This window comes from Nonomuraea sp. 3N208 (assembly GCF_052245935.1).
In the GTDB taxonomy this organism is placed as follows: Bacteria; Actinomycetota; Actinomycetes; order Streptosporangiales; family Streptosporangiaceae; genus Nonomuraea.
On sequence record NZ_JBQQBR010000002.1, the window covers coordinates 89,749 to 104,154 of the forward strand.

Here is a 14,406-nt window from a genome sequence, read left to right on the forward strand (position 1 = left end):
ACGTCCGCGATTAGCCTGGCGGTCATGAGCTCCACGCGCCGCAGCGTCGCGGAGGCTGCGGGATTAGTCTGGCACGCCGGCCCCATCCGGGCGGTGTGCCACGGGATCGTCACCCTCGTCCAGGCGGCACTGCCGGTCTCGGTCGCCTGGCTGACCAAGCTGGTGCTGGACGAGCTGGTCCGCGGCGCCACCGTCGCCGAGCTGGCCGTGCTCCTCGTGCCACTGGTGGCCGTCGGCGTGTCCATCGCCGCGTTACCGCAGCTCAGCGCGTACATCGGGGCGGAGATGGGCAGGCGCGTCTCGACGTACGCGCTCGACCGGCTGTACGTCGCCATGGAGCGCATCATCGGCCTCGGCCCGTTCGAGACGCCCGCGTTCCTGGACCGGCTCCGGCTGGCCTCGCAGGGCGGCACGATGGCGCCCGTCTTCGTCGGCAGCGCCTTCGGGCTGGCCAGCACCGTCCTGACGATCGGCGGGTTCATCGGCTCGGTCGTGATCCTCTCCCCGGTGATGGCCGTCGTCGTGCTGGTCGCCGGCGTCCCGGCGCTGATCGCGCAGATCGCGCTGGCCAGGAGGCGGGCCAAGCTGATGCTGGAGCTCGCACCCGTGCAGCGCCGCGAGTTCTTCTACTCCCACCTGCTCGGCAGCGTCGAGGCGGCCAAGGAGGTGCGGCTGTTCGGGCTCGGCGCGTTCATGCGCGCCCGCATGCTGGCCGAGCGCCGCACCGCCGACCAGGCCCACCGTGCCCTGGAGCGCAGGGACCTGCTCGTCGAGGGCGGCCTGGAGCTGCTGGGCGCCCTGATCGCCGGGGGCGGCCTGGTCTGGGCGGTGCTCGCCGCCAGGACCGGGACGCTGACCGTCGGCGACGTGTCGATGTTCATCGCCGCTGTGGCCGGGCTGCAGGGCGGGCTGTCGGCGCTGGTGAGCGGCATCGCCTCCACGCACCACCAGTTGCTGCTGTTCGGCCACTACGCCGACATCGTGCACATCGAGCCCGACCTGCCCGTCGCCGCCGACCCGCGGCCCACCCCGCCGCTGAGGCAGGGCATCGAGCTGCGTGACGTGTGGTTCCGCTACGCCGACGACCTGCCCTGGATCCTGCGCGGCGTCACGCTCACCCTCCCGTACGGCAAGGCCGTCGCCGTCGTCGGGCTCAACGGCGCCGGCAAGAGCACCCTCGCCAAGCTGCTGTGCCGCCTGTACGACCCGACCCGCGGCTCTATCCACTGGGACGGCGTGGACCTGCGCGACCTGGACCCCGCCGAGCTGCGCGCCCGGCTCGGCGCGGTGTTCCAGGACCACATGACGTACGACTTCAGCGCCCGCGACAACATCGCCGTCGGCGACCTGAGGGCGCTCGACGACCTCGACCGCATCAAGGCGGCGGCCATCCGGGCCGGCGTGGACGACGCGATCAGCGCGCTGCCCGACGGCTACGACACCGCGCTGACCAGAATGTTCGTCTTCACCCTCAAGCGCGGCAAGCAGCCGTCCACCGGTGTCACGCTGTCCGGCGGCCAGTGGCAGCGGGTGGCGCTGGCCAGGGCCTTCCTGCGGGACCACGCCGACTTCATGATCCTCGACGAGCCCAGCTCGGGACTGGACCCGGAGGCGGAGCACGACGTGCACCTGCGCATGCGCCGCTACCGGGCCGACCGGACGAGCCTGCTGATATCGCACCGGCTCAACGCGGTGCGCGAGGCGGACCTGATCGCGGTGCTGGCGGACGGGGAGATCGCCGAGCAGGGCCGCCACGACGAGCTGATGGCCGCGGACGGGCTATATGCGCGGTTGTTCCGGATCCAGGCCAGCGGCTACCAGGACGAGGCCGTGCCAGGTCCCGGCGCTCTCCCGGACGGCTTCCCCGGGGCGCTGCCCCTCCCGAGGCGTCCCGACCTGCCCTAACGGCTGCTGTACAGCTCGTCGATCTCCTTGGCGAAGTCGCGCATGACGAGGCCGCGCTTGACCTTCAGCGTCGGCGTCAGGTGCCCGCTGTCCTCGGTGATGTCCCGGTCCAGGATTAGGAACTTCTTGATCTGCTCGGCCTTCGACACCGACAGGTTCGCCCGGTCCACCGCCGTCTGGATCTCCGCCTGCACCTTCGGGTCCGCCCGCAGCTCGGACACGGACGATCCGGCGGGCACGGCCTCGGGATCCAGGGTGACGAGGGCGGCCACGAACGGGCGGCCGTCGCCGATGATCATTGCCTGGGAGATCAGCGGATGGGCGCGCAGCGCGTCCTCCAGCGGCCCCGGCGCGACGTTCTTGCCGGCCGCGGTCACCAGGATCTCCTTCTTGCGCCCGGTGATCCGCAGGTAGCCGTCGGCGTCCAGCTCGCCCACGTCGCCGGTGTGGAACCAGCCGTCGGCGTCGATCACCTCGGCCGTGGCCTCGTCGTTCTTCCAGTAGCCGGGGAAGACGTGCCTGCCCTTGGCCAGGATCTCGCCGTCGTCGGCGATGCGCAGGGTGACGCCGGGCAGCGGCTTGCCCACCGTGCCGATCTTGTTGGCGCCCGGCATGTTGACCGAGCACGGCGCGGAGGTCTCGGTCAGGCCGTATCCCTCGAAGACCTCGATGCCGACGCCCTTGAAGAAGTGGCCGAGCCGCTCGCCCAGGGCGCCACCGCCGGACACGGCGGCCGACAGGCGCCCGCCGGTGGCGGCCCGCAGCTTGGAGTAGACCAGCTTGTCGAACACCGCCCGCTGCAGCCGCAGCCCCAGCGGCGCGCCGCCCGAGCTCTCCGCGCGGCTCCAGGCCACCGCCACGTCCACGGCGCGGGCGAAGATCTTGCCCTTGCCGCCCGCGATGGCCTTCTGCTCGGCGCCGTTGTAGACCTTCTCGAACACCCGCGGCACGCCCAGCAGGAAAGTCGGCTGGAAGTCCTGCAGGTCCGGGGCGACGTTCTTCATGTTCGGCGTGTGCGCGATGATCGCGCCCGCCTCCATGAGCACCACCTGAATCATCCGCGCGAAGATGTGCGCCAGCGGGAGGAACAGCAGCGCCGATGGGTCCTTGCGGGCGAACAGCGGCTCCAGCGGCCCCCGCAGCACGTTGAGCGCCGTGAACAGCAGGTTGTCGTGGGTGATGCGGCAGCCCTTGGGCCGGCCTGTGGTGCCGGAGGTGTAGACGATCGTGGCCAGGTCGGCTCCGGTCACCCGGGCGCGCCGCTCGTCCACCTCGGCGTCGGCGACGTCGCCGGTCCCCAGCGTGCCGTCGACGCGCCACACGGACTTCAGTCCGGGCGCCGCCGCGCGCACCGTCTCCTCGTGCCCGTCCAGCTCGACGAACACCGCCTTGGCCTCGCTGTCGGACAGGATCCAGGCGACCTGCTCGGCCGACGACGTCTCGTAGATCGGCACGGTGACCGCACCGATGGACCAGATCGCGTAGTCGACAAGGGTCCACTCGTAGCGGGTGCGCGACATCAGCGCGACCCTGTCGCCATGCTCGATGCCCGCCGTGATCAGCCCTTTGGCCACCGCGACCACCTGGTCGCGGAACTCCGACGCGGTGACCACCGGCCACCCCGCGTCGGTCTTGCGGCGCATGATGACGGCGCCGGGCTCCTGCTCGGCCCGTCGGAAGACGGTGTCGGCCAGGCTCGCCGAGGCGGGCACGTCGACCAGGACCGGGACGCTGTACTCGCGCACGAATTCAACTCCTCTTCGGGTGACGCCGTGACGCTACCGCGTTAAGTTACGTGTCGGTAGCTTCGTCATTGAGGCGTTATGAAGGGCAATCATCACGCTAGCAGTCGCCGCTCGTAGGATTTCCCCCCATGAGGGTCCATGTGGTGAGCGACGTCCACGGCAGAGCCGACGCGCTGGCCAGGGCGGGTGACGGCGCGGACGCGCTGATCTGCCTGGGCGATCTGATCCTCTTCATCGACTACGACGACCACGCGCAGGGCATCTTCCCCGCCCTGTTCGGCGCGCAGAAGGCCGCCGAGTACGTCGCGCTGCGCACGGCCAAGCGGTTCGACGAGGCCAGGGCCATGTCGGCGGCGCTGTGGGCCACACTCGACGGCGACCCGCGCGAGCACATCGAGCGCAACGTCCGCGCCCAGTACGCGGCCCTCTTCGCGGCCATGCCGGCGCCCGCCTACCTCACCTACGGCAACGTGGACATCCCGCGCCTGTGGCCGGAGTACGCGCGGCCCGGCCACCATGTGCTCGACGGGCAGGTGGCGGAGATCGGCGGGCTGCGGTTCGGCTTCGTGGGCGGCGGGCTCAAGACCCCCTACCGCACCCCGTACGAGATCAGCGACGAGGAATACGCCGCCAAGGTCGAGGCACTCGGCGAGGTGGACGTGCTGTGCTGCCACATCCCGCCCGCCGTGCCCGAACTGCTCTACGACGTGGTGGCCAGGAGGTTCGAGCGCGGCAGCGAGGCCACGCTGGAGGCGATCAGGCGCACCCAGCCCCGCTACGCCCTGTTCGGCCACGTGCACAACCCCCTCCACGACCGGATCCGCGTCGGACGCACCGAATGCCGGAACGTCGGCCACTTCCGGGGAAAGGGCGTCCCTTTCGTCCTCGAATGGTGACCAGCAGGGCGCGTACGACGCTCCACCGCAAGGAGCGGATAGTGCACTACCGTGGTGGCATGGCTGATCGCACCACTTCCAGCACCACCATCGACGCCGGTCGCGCCGATGTCATGGCGGTCATCGCGGACTTCCCGTCCTACCCGGAATGGGCCGGGTCGATCAAGAATGCGGAGGTCCTCAGCACCGGCGGCGACGGCAGGCCGCAAACGGTGCGATTCGTCCTCGACGCCGGGATGATCAGCGACACCTATACCCTCGGCTACACCTGGCAGGACGACGAGAGCGTCAGCTGGCAGGTCGTGGAGCCGGGGAAGATGGTCTCCGATCTCAGAGGCAGTTACCGGCTCGCCGACAAGGGCAGTGGCACAGACGTGACGTATGAGCTGACGGTCGACTTGAGCGTGCCCATGATCGGCATGATCAAGCGCAAGGCGGAGAAGGTGATCGTGGACACCGCGCTCAAGGGACTCAAGAAGCGCGTAGAAGGTCGCTGAGGTGAACCCGCGGGTCCTGCTCTTCACCGGCAAGGGCGGCGTCGGCAAGACCACGGCCGCCGCCGCGACCGCCACGCTCGCCGCCCGTCGCGGCCTCAAGACGCTCATCGTCTCCACCGACACGGCACACTCGCTGGCCGACGCGCTCGCCGTCGAGCCTGGCGAGGTCGCGCCGGGCCTGCACCTGCAGCAGGTCGACACACAGAAGACGCTGGAGCGTCACTGGGGAGAGCTGCAGGACTACGCCCGGGGCGTGCTGGGCGAGCTGGGCCTGGACGAGATCACCTCCGAGGAGATCACGGTGCTGCCGGGCGCCGAGGAGGTCATCGCCCTGCTGGAGCTGCGCGAGCACGCCCGCGAGGGCCGCTGGGACCTCATCGTCGTCGACTGCGCGCCCACCGCCGAGACGCTGCGCCTGCTGGCCCTGCCCGAGGCGCTCGACTGGCACGTCAGCAGGCTCATGCCGGTCGGCCGCAAGATCGTGCGGCTGGTCTCGCCGTTCGTGCGCAGCGTCGCGCACGTCAGCGCGCCCGGCGAGGATGTCATGAACGCCGCCGAGCGTTTCCACCGCGGCCTCATGGAGGTGCGCGAGCTGCTCACCGGCGACCAGGCCTCCGTGCGGCTCGTGCTCACCCCCGAGTCGGTGGTGCTGGCCGAGGCCAGGCGCACCCTCACCTCGCTCAACCTGTACGGCTACCGCGTCGACGCCGTGATCGCCAACCGCGTCTTCCCCGCGGAAGGCGCCGACGCGTGGCGCGCCCAGTGGGTGGCGGCGCAGTCGCGACTGCTGGCCGAGGCGGAGCAGTCGTTCGCGCCGCTGCCCATCCACGTCGTCCCCTACCTGCCCGCCGAGCCCGTCGGCAAGGACGCGCTGGCCGCGGTGGGCGCCGAGCTCTACGGCGAGCACGACCCGTTCGCCGCCCCCGCCATCGACCCGCCGCTGCGGATGAGCGCCGACGAGCTGACCCTCGCCCTGCCCGGCGCGGACCGCGGCGACGTGGACCTCGCCCGCAAGGGCGACGAGCTGATCATCACCGCGGGGCCGTACCGGAGGATCCTGGCGCTGCCCGCGGCGCTGGCCCGCAGGAAGATCAGCGCAGCCGCGCTCCGCGACGGCGTGCTCCGAGTACGGTTCATCTCGGGGACCTCATAACGCGGGGACCCGGTACGCAGGGAGGGCCAGATGACGGAGAGCAACGACAGAGATCCGATCGGGACCGTCGCGGACGAGGCGCGCAAGCTGTTCGAGTCGATCCAGGGACGCGCCACGCGCCAGGTCGGCAAGACGGTGCTCAACTCGTTCACCGGCGGCGGACGCAGGGAACGGGACGTGTGGGAGGAAGCGGTGTCCGAACCCCACGACGAGTACATCTGCCGCGCCTGCCCGCTCTGCCGGGCGATCGCGGCACGGCGCGAGTCGGGCTCCGACGTGACCGGGCACCTCATGGCCGCGGGCGGGGAGTTGTTCGCCGCGTTCCGCGGGGCGATGGACGCGCTGAGCAAGCCCGCCCCCGGCACACAGCAGCGGGAGCGCGACAATCGTGATCGTCGCGATGACGTGGAACACATAGATCTCGGATAGGGAGAAAGACGGGCATGCTCACGATCGGTGTCGACATCGGCGGGACCAAGGTCGCCGCGGGTGTGGTCGACGACCAAGGGAAGATCGTCGCCCATACGCTGCGGCCCACCGCCGCCGACCGCCCTGACGTGGTGGCCGAGACGGTGGCCGACGTCGTTCGCGAGCTTTCCGCGGACCGGGAGATCGAGGCCGTCGGAGTGGGCGCGGCCGGGTTCGTCGACGAGACCCGGTCGATGGTGCGCTTCGCGCCCAACCTCGCCTGGCGCGATGAGCCGCTGCAGAAGAAGATCAGCGGCCTGGTCGGCCTGCCGGTCGTGATCGAGAACGACGCCAACGCCATGGCCTGGGGCGAGACCAGGTTCGGCGCCGGGCGCGGCCAGTCCCACGTGGTCTGCATCACGCTCGGCACCGGCATCGGCGGCGGTCTCGTCTTCGACGGCGCGCTCTACCGCGGCCGCTGGGGAGCGGGCGCCGAGTTCGGCCACATGCAGGTCCAGCCCGGCGGGCGGCCGTGCGGCTGCGGCAACGTGGGCTGCTGGGAGCAGTACGCCAGCGGCCAGGGCCTCGTCAAGGAGGCCAGGGAGCTGGCCGCGGCCCGACCGGAGCAGGCGAAGATCCTGCTCGGGCTGGCCGGCGGCAAGATCGAGGGCGAGGAAGTCACCGAGGCCGCGCGACTGGGCGACGAGGTCTCGCTGGCCGCGTTCGCAGCCTTCGCCGACTGGCTCGGCCAGGGCATGGCCGACCTGGCGGCCGTGCTCGACCCCGGCTGCTTCATCGTCGGCGGTGGCGTGTCCAGGGCCGCCGACCTGTTCATCGACCGGGCCCGCGAGACCTACGCCGAGCGGCTCACCGGACACGGGCACCGGCCGCTCGCCGAGATCAGGCTGGCCGAGCTTGGCGCCTCGGCCGGGGTGGTGGGGGCCGCCGACCTGGCCAGGCTGCGCTAGAACCGCGTGGCGATCAGGGTCGGCACCTACAACGTGCACGGGCTGCGCGACAGCGCGCCCGCGCTGACCAGGGTCATCGCCGCCATGCGCGCCGACGTGCTGTGCGTGCAGGAGGCGCCCAGGTTCTACCGCTGGCGGGCCAGGCGCCGGGCGCTGGCCGCCGCGGCGGGGCTGCGCGTGGCCACCCCCGGCAGGCTCGGCGGTGTGGCTGTGCTGATCGGCCGCCGCGTCCGGGTGCTGCGGGCCGAGAGCCACGCGCTGCGGGTCTTCCTCGGGCTGGAGCAGCGCGGGCTGGCCGTGGCCGTGGTCGAGGCCGAGGGGGCGCGGCTGGCCGTCGGCTCGCTCCACCTGGACCTCAACGACCCGGCCAGGGTGCACCACGCGGCCGAGGCGGTGGCGCTGATGGAGCGGGCGGCCGCCCCGTTCGGCGCGGCGATCGTGCTCGGCGGCGATGTCAACGAGCAGCCGCACCAGCCGGCCTGGCGGTATCTGGCCGGGCGGCTGGCCGATTGCTACGCGGTGGCGCCCAAGGGCGATGGGCTGACGTTCCCGGCGGCGCGGCCCGCCGTACGCATCGACGGGGTGTTCGCCGCGCGCGAGGCGCGTGTCGTGTCATGCGGGGGAGTGGACGCCGAGATCGCCGATCTCACCGGGGCGAGTGACCATCTTCCCGTTATCTCGGAGTTGCGACTTGGGCACTAAACGGCAACGGGGGCCGGTCAGCCCGTAGCATTTGCACCATGACCCGTCGCTCTCGGCGGCGTGCGCTCTCCTTGATCTTGGCGACGTCCGTGGCCTTGCCTCAGGTCACGCCCGCCGCGCATGCCGATCCCCGCCGCCCCGCCACCATCGAGGCCTGGCAGCAGTCGACCAGCGTGCGCCTGCAGACCGACGGCTCGCTCTCCGATGTGCTGGCGCTCTCCTCCAGCGACGTCTGGGCGGTCGGGCAGCAGGAGATCTGGGATGTGTGGAAGAACCGCGGGACCATCCGTCACTGGAACGGCGTCCGATGGACCGAGGTGGCCATCCGCGACGCCACCTCCGCGGGCAACCTGCGGAGCCTGGCCGCCGCCGGGTCGTCCGACGTGTGGGCGGTCGGCGACGGGCACGACGGCCTACCGTACCTCGCCCACGGCGACGTGGCCGGGTTCGACCGGGTCAGGCCACAGGGGCTGCGGGCCGGCGACTGGCTCGCCGGCGTCGACGCCAAGCAGGGCAAGGTGGTGGCGGTCGGCAGCCGCGACAAGCAGGGGCTCATTCTCACCGGTCAGGGCAACAGCTGGAGCGTCCACGCGACCAAGGAAGAAGGCGCCCTGTACGCGGTGGCGGGCGGGTTCGCCGTCGGCGACACCGGCACCGAGCCGCTGGTCGTGCACTACTCGGGCGGCTCGTGGAAGTCGATGCCGCTGCCCTCGATCCCCGGCGGCTACCTGCGCGACGTCCAGGCCGACAGCGCCAAGCGGGTGGTGGCCGTCGGCGGCGTCTACCGGGGCCCGGGCGATATCTCCCCGCTCGCGCTCACGTGGAACGGCAAGCGGTGGAAGCAGTTGGCGCTGCCCGAGTCCGACGCCCGCCTCTACGGCGTGACAGGCGATGGCAAGGGCCGCTACTGGATGGCCGGCTACGACCCGGCGCGGGCGTCCGAGCCGTTCATGATGCGCTGCGAGAAGGGCGCGTGCGAGATCATCCGCGGCGGGGCCGAGCAGGGCAGGAGCACCGTGCGCCTGCAGGCCGTGGCCTATCTCGCGGGTAAGAGCACGGTGTGGGCGGTCGGGCACGCGGTCGACGCCCGTGACCGCTACACCGACGTCGTGGAGTCGTTCGCACCCAAGACGATGGAGAGCAAGTCCTAGAGGCCGGCAGGCCCGCTCGGGCCGGGCCGGGGTGTGGTGAGGGACCCGTGGCCCCGCCCGGGCCGCCGGGTCCTAAAGGACCGCGCCGTCGTCCCAGCCGGAGTCGTTGGGCGGGCCGTCGCCCATGCGCACCACCAGGGCCACGAACCCGCCGATGAACGCCGCCACCGCCGTGAACAGCGCCCACCCCTCCATCTGCCAGTGCGCCACCGCCGCGACCAGGAGGTAGGCGGGGCCGCCGAACAGCGCCACCCACGCCAGCTTGGCCGGCAGGTCGAGCTTGGGCAACGGCGGGGGCGGCGGCGGCACGAAGTGCCCCTCTTCGTCCTCGTCGTCGTCCTGCTTGTCCTCGGGCTCGTCGAGATCCTCCTCGAGCTCCTCCGAGGGCTTGACCACCCGCCGGGTGGGCTCGGCGGGGACGTTTTCGCTGTCCGGCCATGGCTGTTCGGCCGAGTCGCGCTCGGCTGTGTCGTTGAAGGACGCGACGATCTGCCGCCAGACCTCGTCCTCGTCACTCTGGGGCGTCACCTAGATGGGCCTCTCCGCAGCGATCGCGACTTCCCCCTGGGTGCGATCAGTCCCTCTGCAAGGGTACCGAGGCATGTGTCCGGATGAAGTCGAGGCTGCCGGCAAAGATCCTGTGGGCATCATTGTCGAGCGTCGCAACATGGTAGCTATCGGTAAGCTCCTCGATCGTGGCCTGCGGGACCTTTTGGCGAATGATCGCCACACTCGTTGGCTTCACCACATGGTCGTCCACGCTGTGGAAGACCAGCAGCGGCTGCGTCACCTTCGCCAGGTCGGCCTGCACCAGCGACCACAGCCCGGGCAGCGACGCGGCCGCCTTCACCGGAGTTCGGGAGTAGGCCAGCTCGGTCACGCCGGCCTTCTTGACGTCGTTGGCGACGCCCGGCACGGACGGCACGAACCACTTCAGCAGCGGCGCCAGCTTCAGCAGCGGCACGTCGTTGGCGATCGACGGGTTGACCAGCACCACGCCGCTGATAGCCGGGCCGTGCACCTCGGCCAGCCGCAGCGCCAGGCAACCGCCGAGCGACAACCCCGCCACGAACACGTTCGCACAGCGGCCTTGCAGGTCCGCGAACGCCTTCTCCACCTCGGCGTACCAGTCCTCCCAGCGCGTGCGGTTCATCTCCTGCCATCTGGTGCCGTGCCCCGGCTGGCGGGGCAGCGAAACGCTCACCCCGTGCCCGGCCAGGAACTCGCCCCATGGCCGTAACGATTGCGGGGTGCCCGTGAACCCATGGCAGAGCAGCACGCCGACCTCGCCTGCGTCATGGTTGTAGGGCTCCGCGCCTGGCATGAGCGGCATAACAGCTCCTCCATGCGATTTCATTCCGGGGGTTCAAGACCGGGACGTTCATCCGGGAACGGCCCGATCGTCGCACGTTCGGGGGTGATTGTGCGAGAGCTGGTGTAGGAGCATGGCCGTCGAGGTGGGAAGATGACTCTGCCTGCCGATGACGTGCTGGAGAAGAGGTGCCGCGGTGTTCTACTGGGTGGTCAAGGCCATCTTGGGGCCGATCCTCCACCTTGTGTTCAGGCCGTGGACGGAGGGCTCGGAAAACGTGCCGAGGGAGGGGCCGGCGATCCTGGCCGGCAACCACCTGTCGTTCGCCGATCATTTCTTCGGCCCGCTTCAGCTGCGCCGCAAGGTCATCTCGCTGGGCAAGTCCGACTACTTCACCGGCCGCGGTGTGAAGGGCTTCTTCACCCGGCTGTTCTTCAGCGGCGTCGGCACCGTGCCGATCGACCGCTCCGGGGGCAAGGCCAGCGAGGCGGCGCTCCGCACCGGCTTGCGTATTCTGCGCGAGGGTAACGTCCTGGGCATCTACCCGGAGGGCACCCGCTCTCCCGACGGCCGGCTCTACAAGGGCAAGACCGGCGTGGCCCGGCTGGCCCTGGAGTCGCGGGCCCCGGTCATCCCCTGGGCGATGATCAACACGTACGAGATGATGCCGCCGGGGCGGGTGTTCCCCAAGCTCGGGATCAGGCCGGGCGTCAGGTTCGGCAAGCCGCTCGACTTCTCCCGTTACTACGGGATGGAGGAGGACCGCCTGGTGCTGCGCGCAGTGACCGACGAGATCATGTACGCGCTGATGGAGCTGTCCGAGCAGGAATACGTCGACAAATACGCCGCCAGCGCCCGCGTCGAGATGGAGCGCGCAGCCCGCGCCGCCGCCGCCAGGGACTAACGGCCGTCCGAGGAGCGCAATGCCTCCTCCGTTTTCCGCATGGCCGCCGTCATCGTGTGCAACTCCTCCCGGCTGAGCCGGTCGATCAGGTATTTCCGCACGACCTCCAGGTGCCCCGGCGCCACCCGCTCCAGGCACCGCAGGCCCGCCTCGGTGATCGCCGCCAGCACGCCGCGCTCGTCCGACGGGCAGGTGGCACGCTCCACCAGGCCCGCCTTCTCCAACTGAGTGATCTGGTACGTCAGCGCGCTCTTCGACACCACGACACCCTTGGCCAGCTCGGTCATCCGCTCCTGGCGGCCGGGGGCCTCGGCGAGCCGCACCAGGATCTCGAACTGTGGATGCGTCAGTCCTGCCGCGGCCTTGAGCTGCTCTTCGATGCGCCTGTCGAGCAGGTGGGAGGTCGACAGGAAGGCGCGCCAGGCGGCCATCTCCGTTGAGTCGAGCCATCGTGGTTCCGTCACCGGCACAGTCTACCGTGTTTGTTCAGATTTTAACTTTCCCTGCTAGAGTGCTCTCGTTCAAAACTGAACGAATCTCATCGCTCTCATAAGGAGGTCGCATGGCCGACCAAGCCCGTCCCATCGTCCTGCTGCTCGCGAGAATCGCCATCGGGGTGATCTTCCTCGTGCACGGCTACCAGAAGTTCGCGACCATGGGCATCGCGGGCACCACCAAGTTCTTCGAGTCCGTCGGCATCCCGTTGGCCGGCGTGGCCGCTCCGGCCGTCGCGGTGCTGGAGGTGGCCGGCGGCCTGGCGTTGATCCTCGGCGCCGCGCTGCCGATCGTCGGCACGCTGCTGGCCCTCGACATGATCGGCGCGATCGTCTTCGTCCACGCCGCCAACGGCTTCGGCGCGGCCGAAGGCGGCTACGAGTTCGTGCTGGCCCTGGCCGCGGCGAGCCTGGCCATCGGCTTCACCGGCGGCGGCGCGCTGGCGCTCGACCGCGTGCTCGGCCGGAGCCGCACCACCGAGGCGGTATCCGCCTGACCCCGCTCCCGAGGACCCCGCGCACCCGCTCCTGAAGCCAGGCGTGCGCGGGGTCGGAGCTGCGTCCTACGACAGATGGGCGCGGATCTGCGCGATGTGCTCGGGAGTGGTCCGGCAGCAGCCGCCGATCAGCGACGCGCCCGCCAGGTGCCACTCCTTGGCGGCCTGCCCGAACTCCACCGGATCGGCCAGGCCCAGCCAGCGCCGATGCCCGGCGTCCCAGGTCTCGCCCGAGTTCGGGTAGACCACGACAGGCAGCCCGCCGGACAGGCACGCGATCAGCCCGGGGATGTGGCGGGGCGCCGTGCAGTTCGCGCCGACGGCCACCACCTGCGGATTGCCGCTGAACAGCGCGGCCGCCTCGCGGATCGGCGTGCCGTCGTTGAGCCGCTCGCCGTCCCGGCAGGAGAAGCTCACCCACGCCTTGACCCCCGATGTGCGCTGCAGCAGCCTGGCCAGGGCCCGCGCCTCCGGGTAGGACGGAATGGTCTCGCAGGCCAGCAGGTCGGCGCCGGCCGTGGCCAGGATCTCCCAGCGCGGCAGGTGCCAGGCGTAGAGACCGTCCTCGTCGAGGTCGTAGTCGCCGGTGTATTCAGCGCCGTTGGCCAGGAAGGCGCCGTACGGGCCGACCGAGGCCGCCACCAGCCCGCGGCCGGCCTGGTCGCGTGCCTGCCCGGCCAGTACCACCGACAGCCTGATCAGCGCCTCCGACTGAGCCGCCCCCAGGCCGCGCCGCATGAAGCCCGGGATCGTGGCCTGGTAGCTCGCGGTGATGGCCACGTCGGCCCCCGCCGTGAAGTAGTCGGCGTGCGCCTGCCGGATCAACTCCGGCCGCTCCAGCAGCAGCCGCGCCGACCATAGGTCGTCGCTGAGGTCGGCGCCGAGCCGTTCGAGGTGGGTGGACAGGCCCCCGTCCAGCACAAGTGTGGTCACCCATCCAGGGTATGAGCCTCCGGAGTATGGCTGGGAAAGGCGCTGATCACCTGGTCGAGCAGGACCGGCGTGTCTTCGGGGGAGTCCACCGTGAAGTCGGCCCGGCGCGCCAGCTCGTCGCCCGTCTCCCCGTTGGCCACCGCGACCCGGACGCCCATGAACCCGGGATCCCGCTCCTCCCTGCAGCGCAACGCGTCGAACGCGCGGCCGTCGGAGATGTCGTCGCCGAAGTACCAGGCGCGGCTCAGCGTCTCCGCCTCCTGGGCGATGACCGTGCCCTTGTCGCACTCCACCGGCGGCCGCAGCTCCACCACCATGCGGCCGTGCTGCTCGCGCAGGCCGAGCTCCGCCGCCTTGCCCGAGGCCCACCGCTCCACCGCGCCGCGCAGCGCCGGGGCCGCGCGGTAGTGCAGCGACACCAGCAGCGCCTTGTCCTCGATCAGGACCTCGCCCGGCAGGTCGTGGGCGGCGTCCGCGGCCACCCGGCGCATGACCGGGGCCCACGGCTCGGCCTCGGCGTCGGTGCGCACCCGGCCGTCGACGACGGTCTGCATGCCGTACAGGCCGAACAGGGCCACCTGCGGTGCGTGCGAGAACCGCTCGCGCAGCCACGCGGCCGGGCGGGCCGAGACCACGGCGACCCTGCCGACCAGGCTCGTCAGCGCCTGCAAGCGCTCCACCGCCCCCCGGACGGGGAGCACGGCGCCGGGATCTCGCATGATCGGGGCGATTGTGCCGTCGAAGTCGAAGAAGAAACCCGATTTCCGGCTCTCGGAAACGGTGGCCGACACTGCTTCGACAAAGCGGAGCGGGGCGCGAGGGGTCGCCATGGTCGTGACGA

General features: G+C 70.9%; 16 protein-coding genes. 10 read left to right on the forward strand and 6 right to left on the reverse strand.

Annotated elements, in window-relative coordinates:
* The first annotated feature begins 24 nt into the window (after positions 1-24).
* A complete protein-coding gene (locus ACTWPT_RS02785) occupies positions 25-1,905 on the forward strand; it encodes an ABC transporter ATP-binding protein (RefSeq protein WP_443175616.1) in 1,881 nt (626 codons plus the stop codon).
* On the opposite strand, the gene ACTWPT_RS02790 is transcribed toward ACTWPT_RS02785, so the two are convergent.
* Entirely contained in the window at positions 1,902-3,650 is a 1,749-nt protein-coding gene (locus ACTWPT_RS02790) for an AMP-dependent synthetase/ligase (RefSeq protein ID WP_443175617.1), read from the reverse strand. The two genes, ACTWPT_RS02785 and ACTWPT_RS02790, sit on opposite strands and share 4 nt — an antisense overlap.
* A 128-nt stretch (positions 3,651-3,778) precedes the next feature.
* Here ACTWPT_RS02790 and ACTWPT_RS02795 point away from each other — a divergent pair, with 128 nt between their 5' ends.
* Genes ACTWPT_RS02795 through ACTWPT_RS02825 form a run of 7 tightly spaced genes read left to right on the forward strand, consistent with a single transcriptional unit; the run spans position 3,779 to position 9,425 of the window.
* A complete protein-coding gene (locus ACTWPT_RS02795) occupies positions 3,779-4,546 on the forward strand; it encodes a metallophosphoesterase family protein (protein WP_443175618.1) in 768 nt (255 codons plus the stop codon).
* Between the two features lie 59 nt (positions 4,547-4,605).
* Positions 4,606-5,043, forward strand: coding sequence for an SRPBCC family protein (locus tag ACTWPT_RS02800; RefSeq protein ID WP_443175619.1), 438 nt, complete (start codon positions 4,606-4,608; stop codon positions 5,041-5,043).
* 1 nt (position 5,044) lies between these two features.
* Positions 5,045-6,196 (forward strand): ArsA family ATPase, encoded by a 1,152-nt coding sequence (locus ACTWPT_RS02805; protein ID WP_443175620.1) that lies wholly within the window; start codon positions 5,045-5,047, stop codon positions 6,194-6,196.
* Between the two features lie 30 nt (positions 6,197-6,226).
* On the forward strand, positions 6,227-6,625 hold the full coding sequence (locus ACTWPT_RS02810) for a DUF5304 family protein (RefSeq protein WP_443175621.1): 399 nt from the start codon (positions 6,227-6,229) through the stop codon (positions 6,623-6,625).
* 14 nt (positions 6,626-6,639) lie between these two features.
* A complete protein-coding gene (locus ACTWPT_RS02815) occupies positions 6,640-7,572 on the forward strand; it encodes an ROK family glucokinase (RefSeq protein ID WP_443175622.1) in 933 nt (310 codons plus the stop codon).
* 6 nt (positions 7,573-7,578) lie between these two features.
* Positions 7,579-8,274: an endonuclease/exonuclease/phosphatase family protein gene (locus ACTWPT_RS02820; RefSeq protein WP_443175623.1), complete on the forward strand. Its 696-nt coding sequence runs from the start codon at positions 7,579-7,581 to the stop codon at positions 8,272-8,274.
* A gap of 38 nt (positions 8,275-8,312) precedes the next feature.
* Positions 8,313-9,425, forward strand: a complete 1,113-nt coding sequence (locus ACTWPT_RS02825; RefSeq protein ID WP_443175624.1) for a hypothetical protein — start codon at positions 8,313-8,315, stop codon at positions 9,423-9,425.
* A gap of 72 nt (positions 9,426-9,497) precedes the next feature.
* On the opposite strand, the gene ACTWPT_RS02830 is transcribed toward ACTWPT_RS02825, so the two are convergent.
* Both ACTWPT_RS02830 and ACTWPT_RS02835 read right to left on the reverse strand, forming a co-directional pair.
* Positions 9,498-9,953: a hypothetical protein gene (locus tag ACTWPT_RS02830; RefSeq protein ID WP_443175625.1), complete on the reverse strand. Its 456-nt coding sequence runs from the start codon at positions 9,951-9,953 to the stop codon at positions 9,498-9,500.
* Positions 9,954-9,999: 46 nt separating this feature from the next.
* Complete coding sequence (locus ACTWPT_RS02835) at positions 10,000-10,758, reverse strand: alpha/beta hydrolase (protein WP_443175626.1); 759 nt, start codon at positions 10,756-10,758, stop codon at positions 10,000-10,002.
* 175 nt (positions 10,759-10,933) lie between these two features.
* Between ACTWPT_RS02835 and ACTWPT_RS02840 the strand changes: the two genes are divergently transcribed.
* On the forward strand, positions 10,934-11,641 hold the full coding sequence (locus tag ACTWPT_RS02840; RefSeq protein WP_443175627.1) for a lysophospholipid acyltransferase family protein: 708 nt from the start codon (positions 10,934-10,936) through the stop codon (positions 11,639-11,641).
* On the opposite strand, the gene ACTWPT_RS02845 is transcribed toward ACTWPT_RS02840, so the two are convergent.
* Complete coding sequence (locus ACTWPT_RS02845) at positions 11,638-12,105, reverse strand: MarR family winged helix-turn-helix transcriptional regulator (protein ID WP_443175628.1); 468 nt, start codon at positions 12,103-12,105, stop codon at positions 11,638-11,640. The two genes, ACTWPT_RS02840 and ACTWPT_RS02845, sit on opposite strands and share 4 nt — an antisense overlap.
* 98 nt (positions 12,106-12,203) lie before the next feature.
* On the opposite strand from ACTWPT_RS02845, the gene ACTWPT_RS02850 reads away from it, so the two are divergent.
* A complete protein-coding gene (locus ACTWPT_RS02850) occupies positions 12,204-12,632 on the forward strand; it encodes a DoxX family protein (protein ID WP_443175629.1) in 429 nt (142 codons plus the stop codon).
* Between the two features lie 66 nt (positions 12,633-12,698).
* On the opposite strand, the gene mmuM is transcribed toward ACTWPT_RS02850, so the two are convergent.
* On the reverse strand, positions 12,699-13,565 hold the full coding sequence (gene mmuM / locus ACTWPT_RS02855) for a homocysteine S-methyltransferase (protein WP_443175630.1): 867 nt from the start codon (positions 13,563-13,565) through the stop codon (positions 12,699-12,701).
* Positions 13,562-14,395, reverse strand: coding sequence for a trehalose-phosphatase (gene otsB, locus ACTWPT_RS02860; RefSeq protein WP_443175631.1), 834 nt, complete (start codon positions 14,393-14,395; stop codon positions 13,562-13,564). The genes mmuM and otsB overlap by 4 nt, the downstream gene beginning before the upstream one ends.
* Positions 14,396-14,406: the final 11 nt, after the last annotated feature.

What these genes read in the sequence shown, in the direction of transcription:
- ACTWPT_RS02785 (WP_443175616.1), top strand. Translation starts at nt 25, where the DNA reads ATGAGCTCCACGCGCCGCAGCGTCGCGGAGGCTGCGGGATTAGTCTGG.
- ACTWPT_RS02795 (WP_443175618.1), top strand. Translation starts at nt 3,779, where the DNA reads ATGAGGGTCCATGTGGTGAGCGACGTCCACGGCAGAGCCGACGCGCTG.
- ACTWPT_RS02800 (WP_443175619.1), top strand. Translation starts at nt 4,606, where the DNA reads ATGGCTGATCGCACCACTTCCAGCACCACCATCGACGCCGGTCGCGCC.
- ACTWPT_RS02810 (WP_443175621.1), top strand. Translation starts at nt 6,227, where the DNA reads ATGACGGAGAGCAACGACAGAGATCCGATCGGGACCGTCGCGGACGAG.
- ACTWPT_RS02815 (WP_443175622.1), top strand. Translation starts at nt 6,640, where the DNA reads ATGCTCACGATCGGTGTCGACATCGGCGGGACCAAGGTCGCCGCGGGT.
- ACTWPT_RS02825 (WP_443175624.1), top strand. Translation starts at nt 8,313, where the DNA reads ATGACCCGTCGCTCTCGGCGGCGTGCGCTCTCCTTGATCTTGGCGACG.
- ACTWPT_RS02835 (WP_443175626.1), bottom strand. Translation starts at nt 10,758, where the DNA reads ATGCCGCTCATGCCAGGCGCGGAGCCCTACAACCATGACGCAGGCGAG.
- ACTWPT_RS02850 (WP_443175629.1), top strand. Translation starts at nt 12,204, where the DNA reads ATGGCCGACCAAGCCCGTCCCATCGTCCTGCTGCTCGCGAGAATCGCC.
- otsB (WP_443175631.1), bottom strand. Translation starts at nt 14,395, where the DNA reads ATGGCGACCCCTCGCGCCCCGCTCCGCTTTGTCGAAGCAGTGTCGGCC.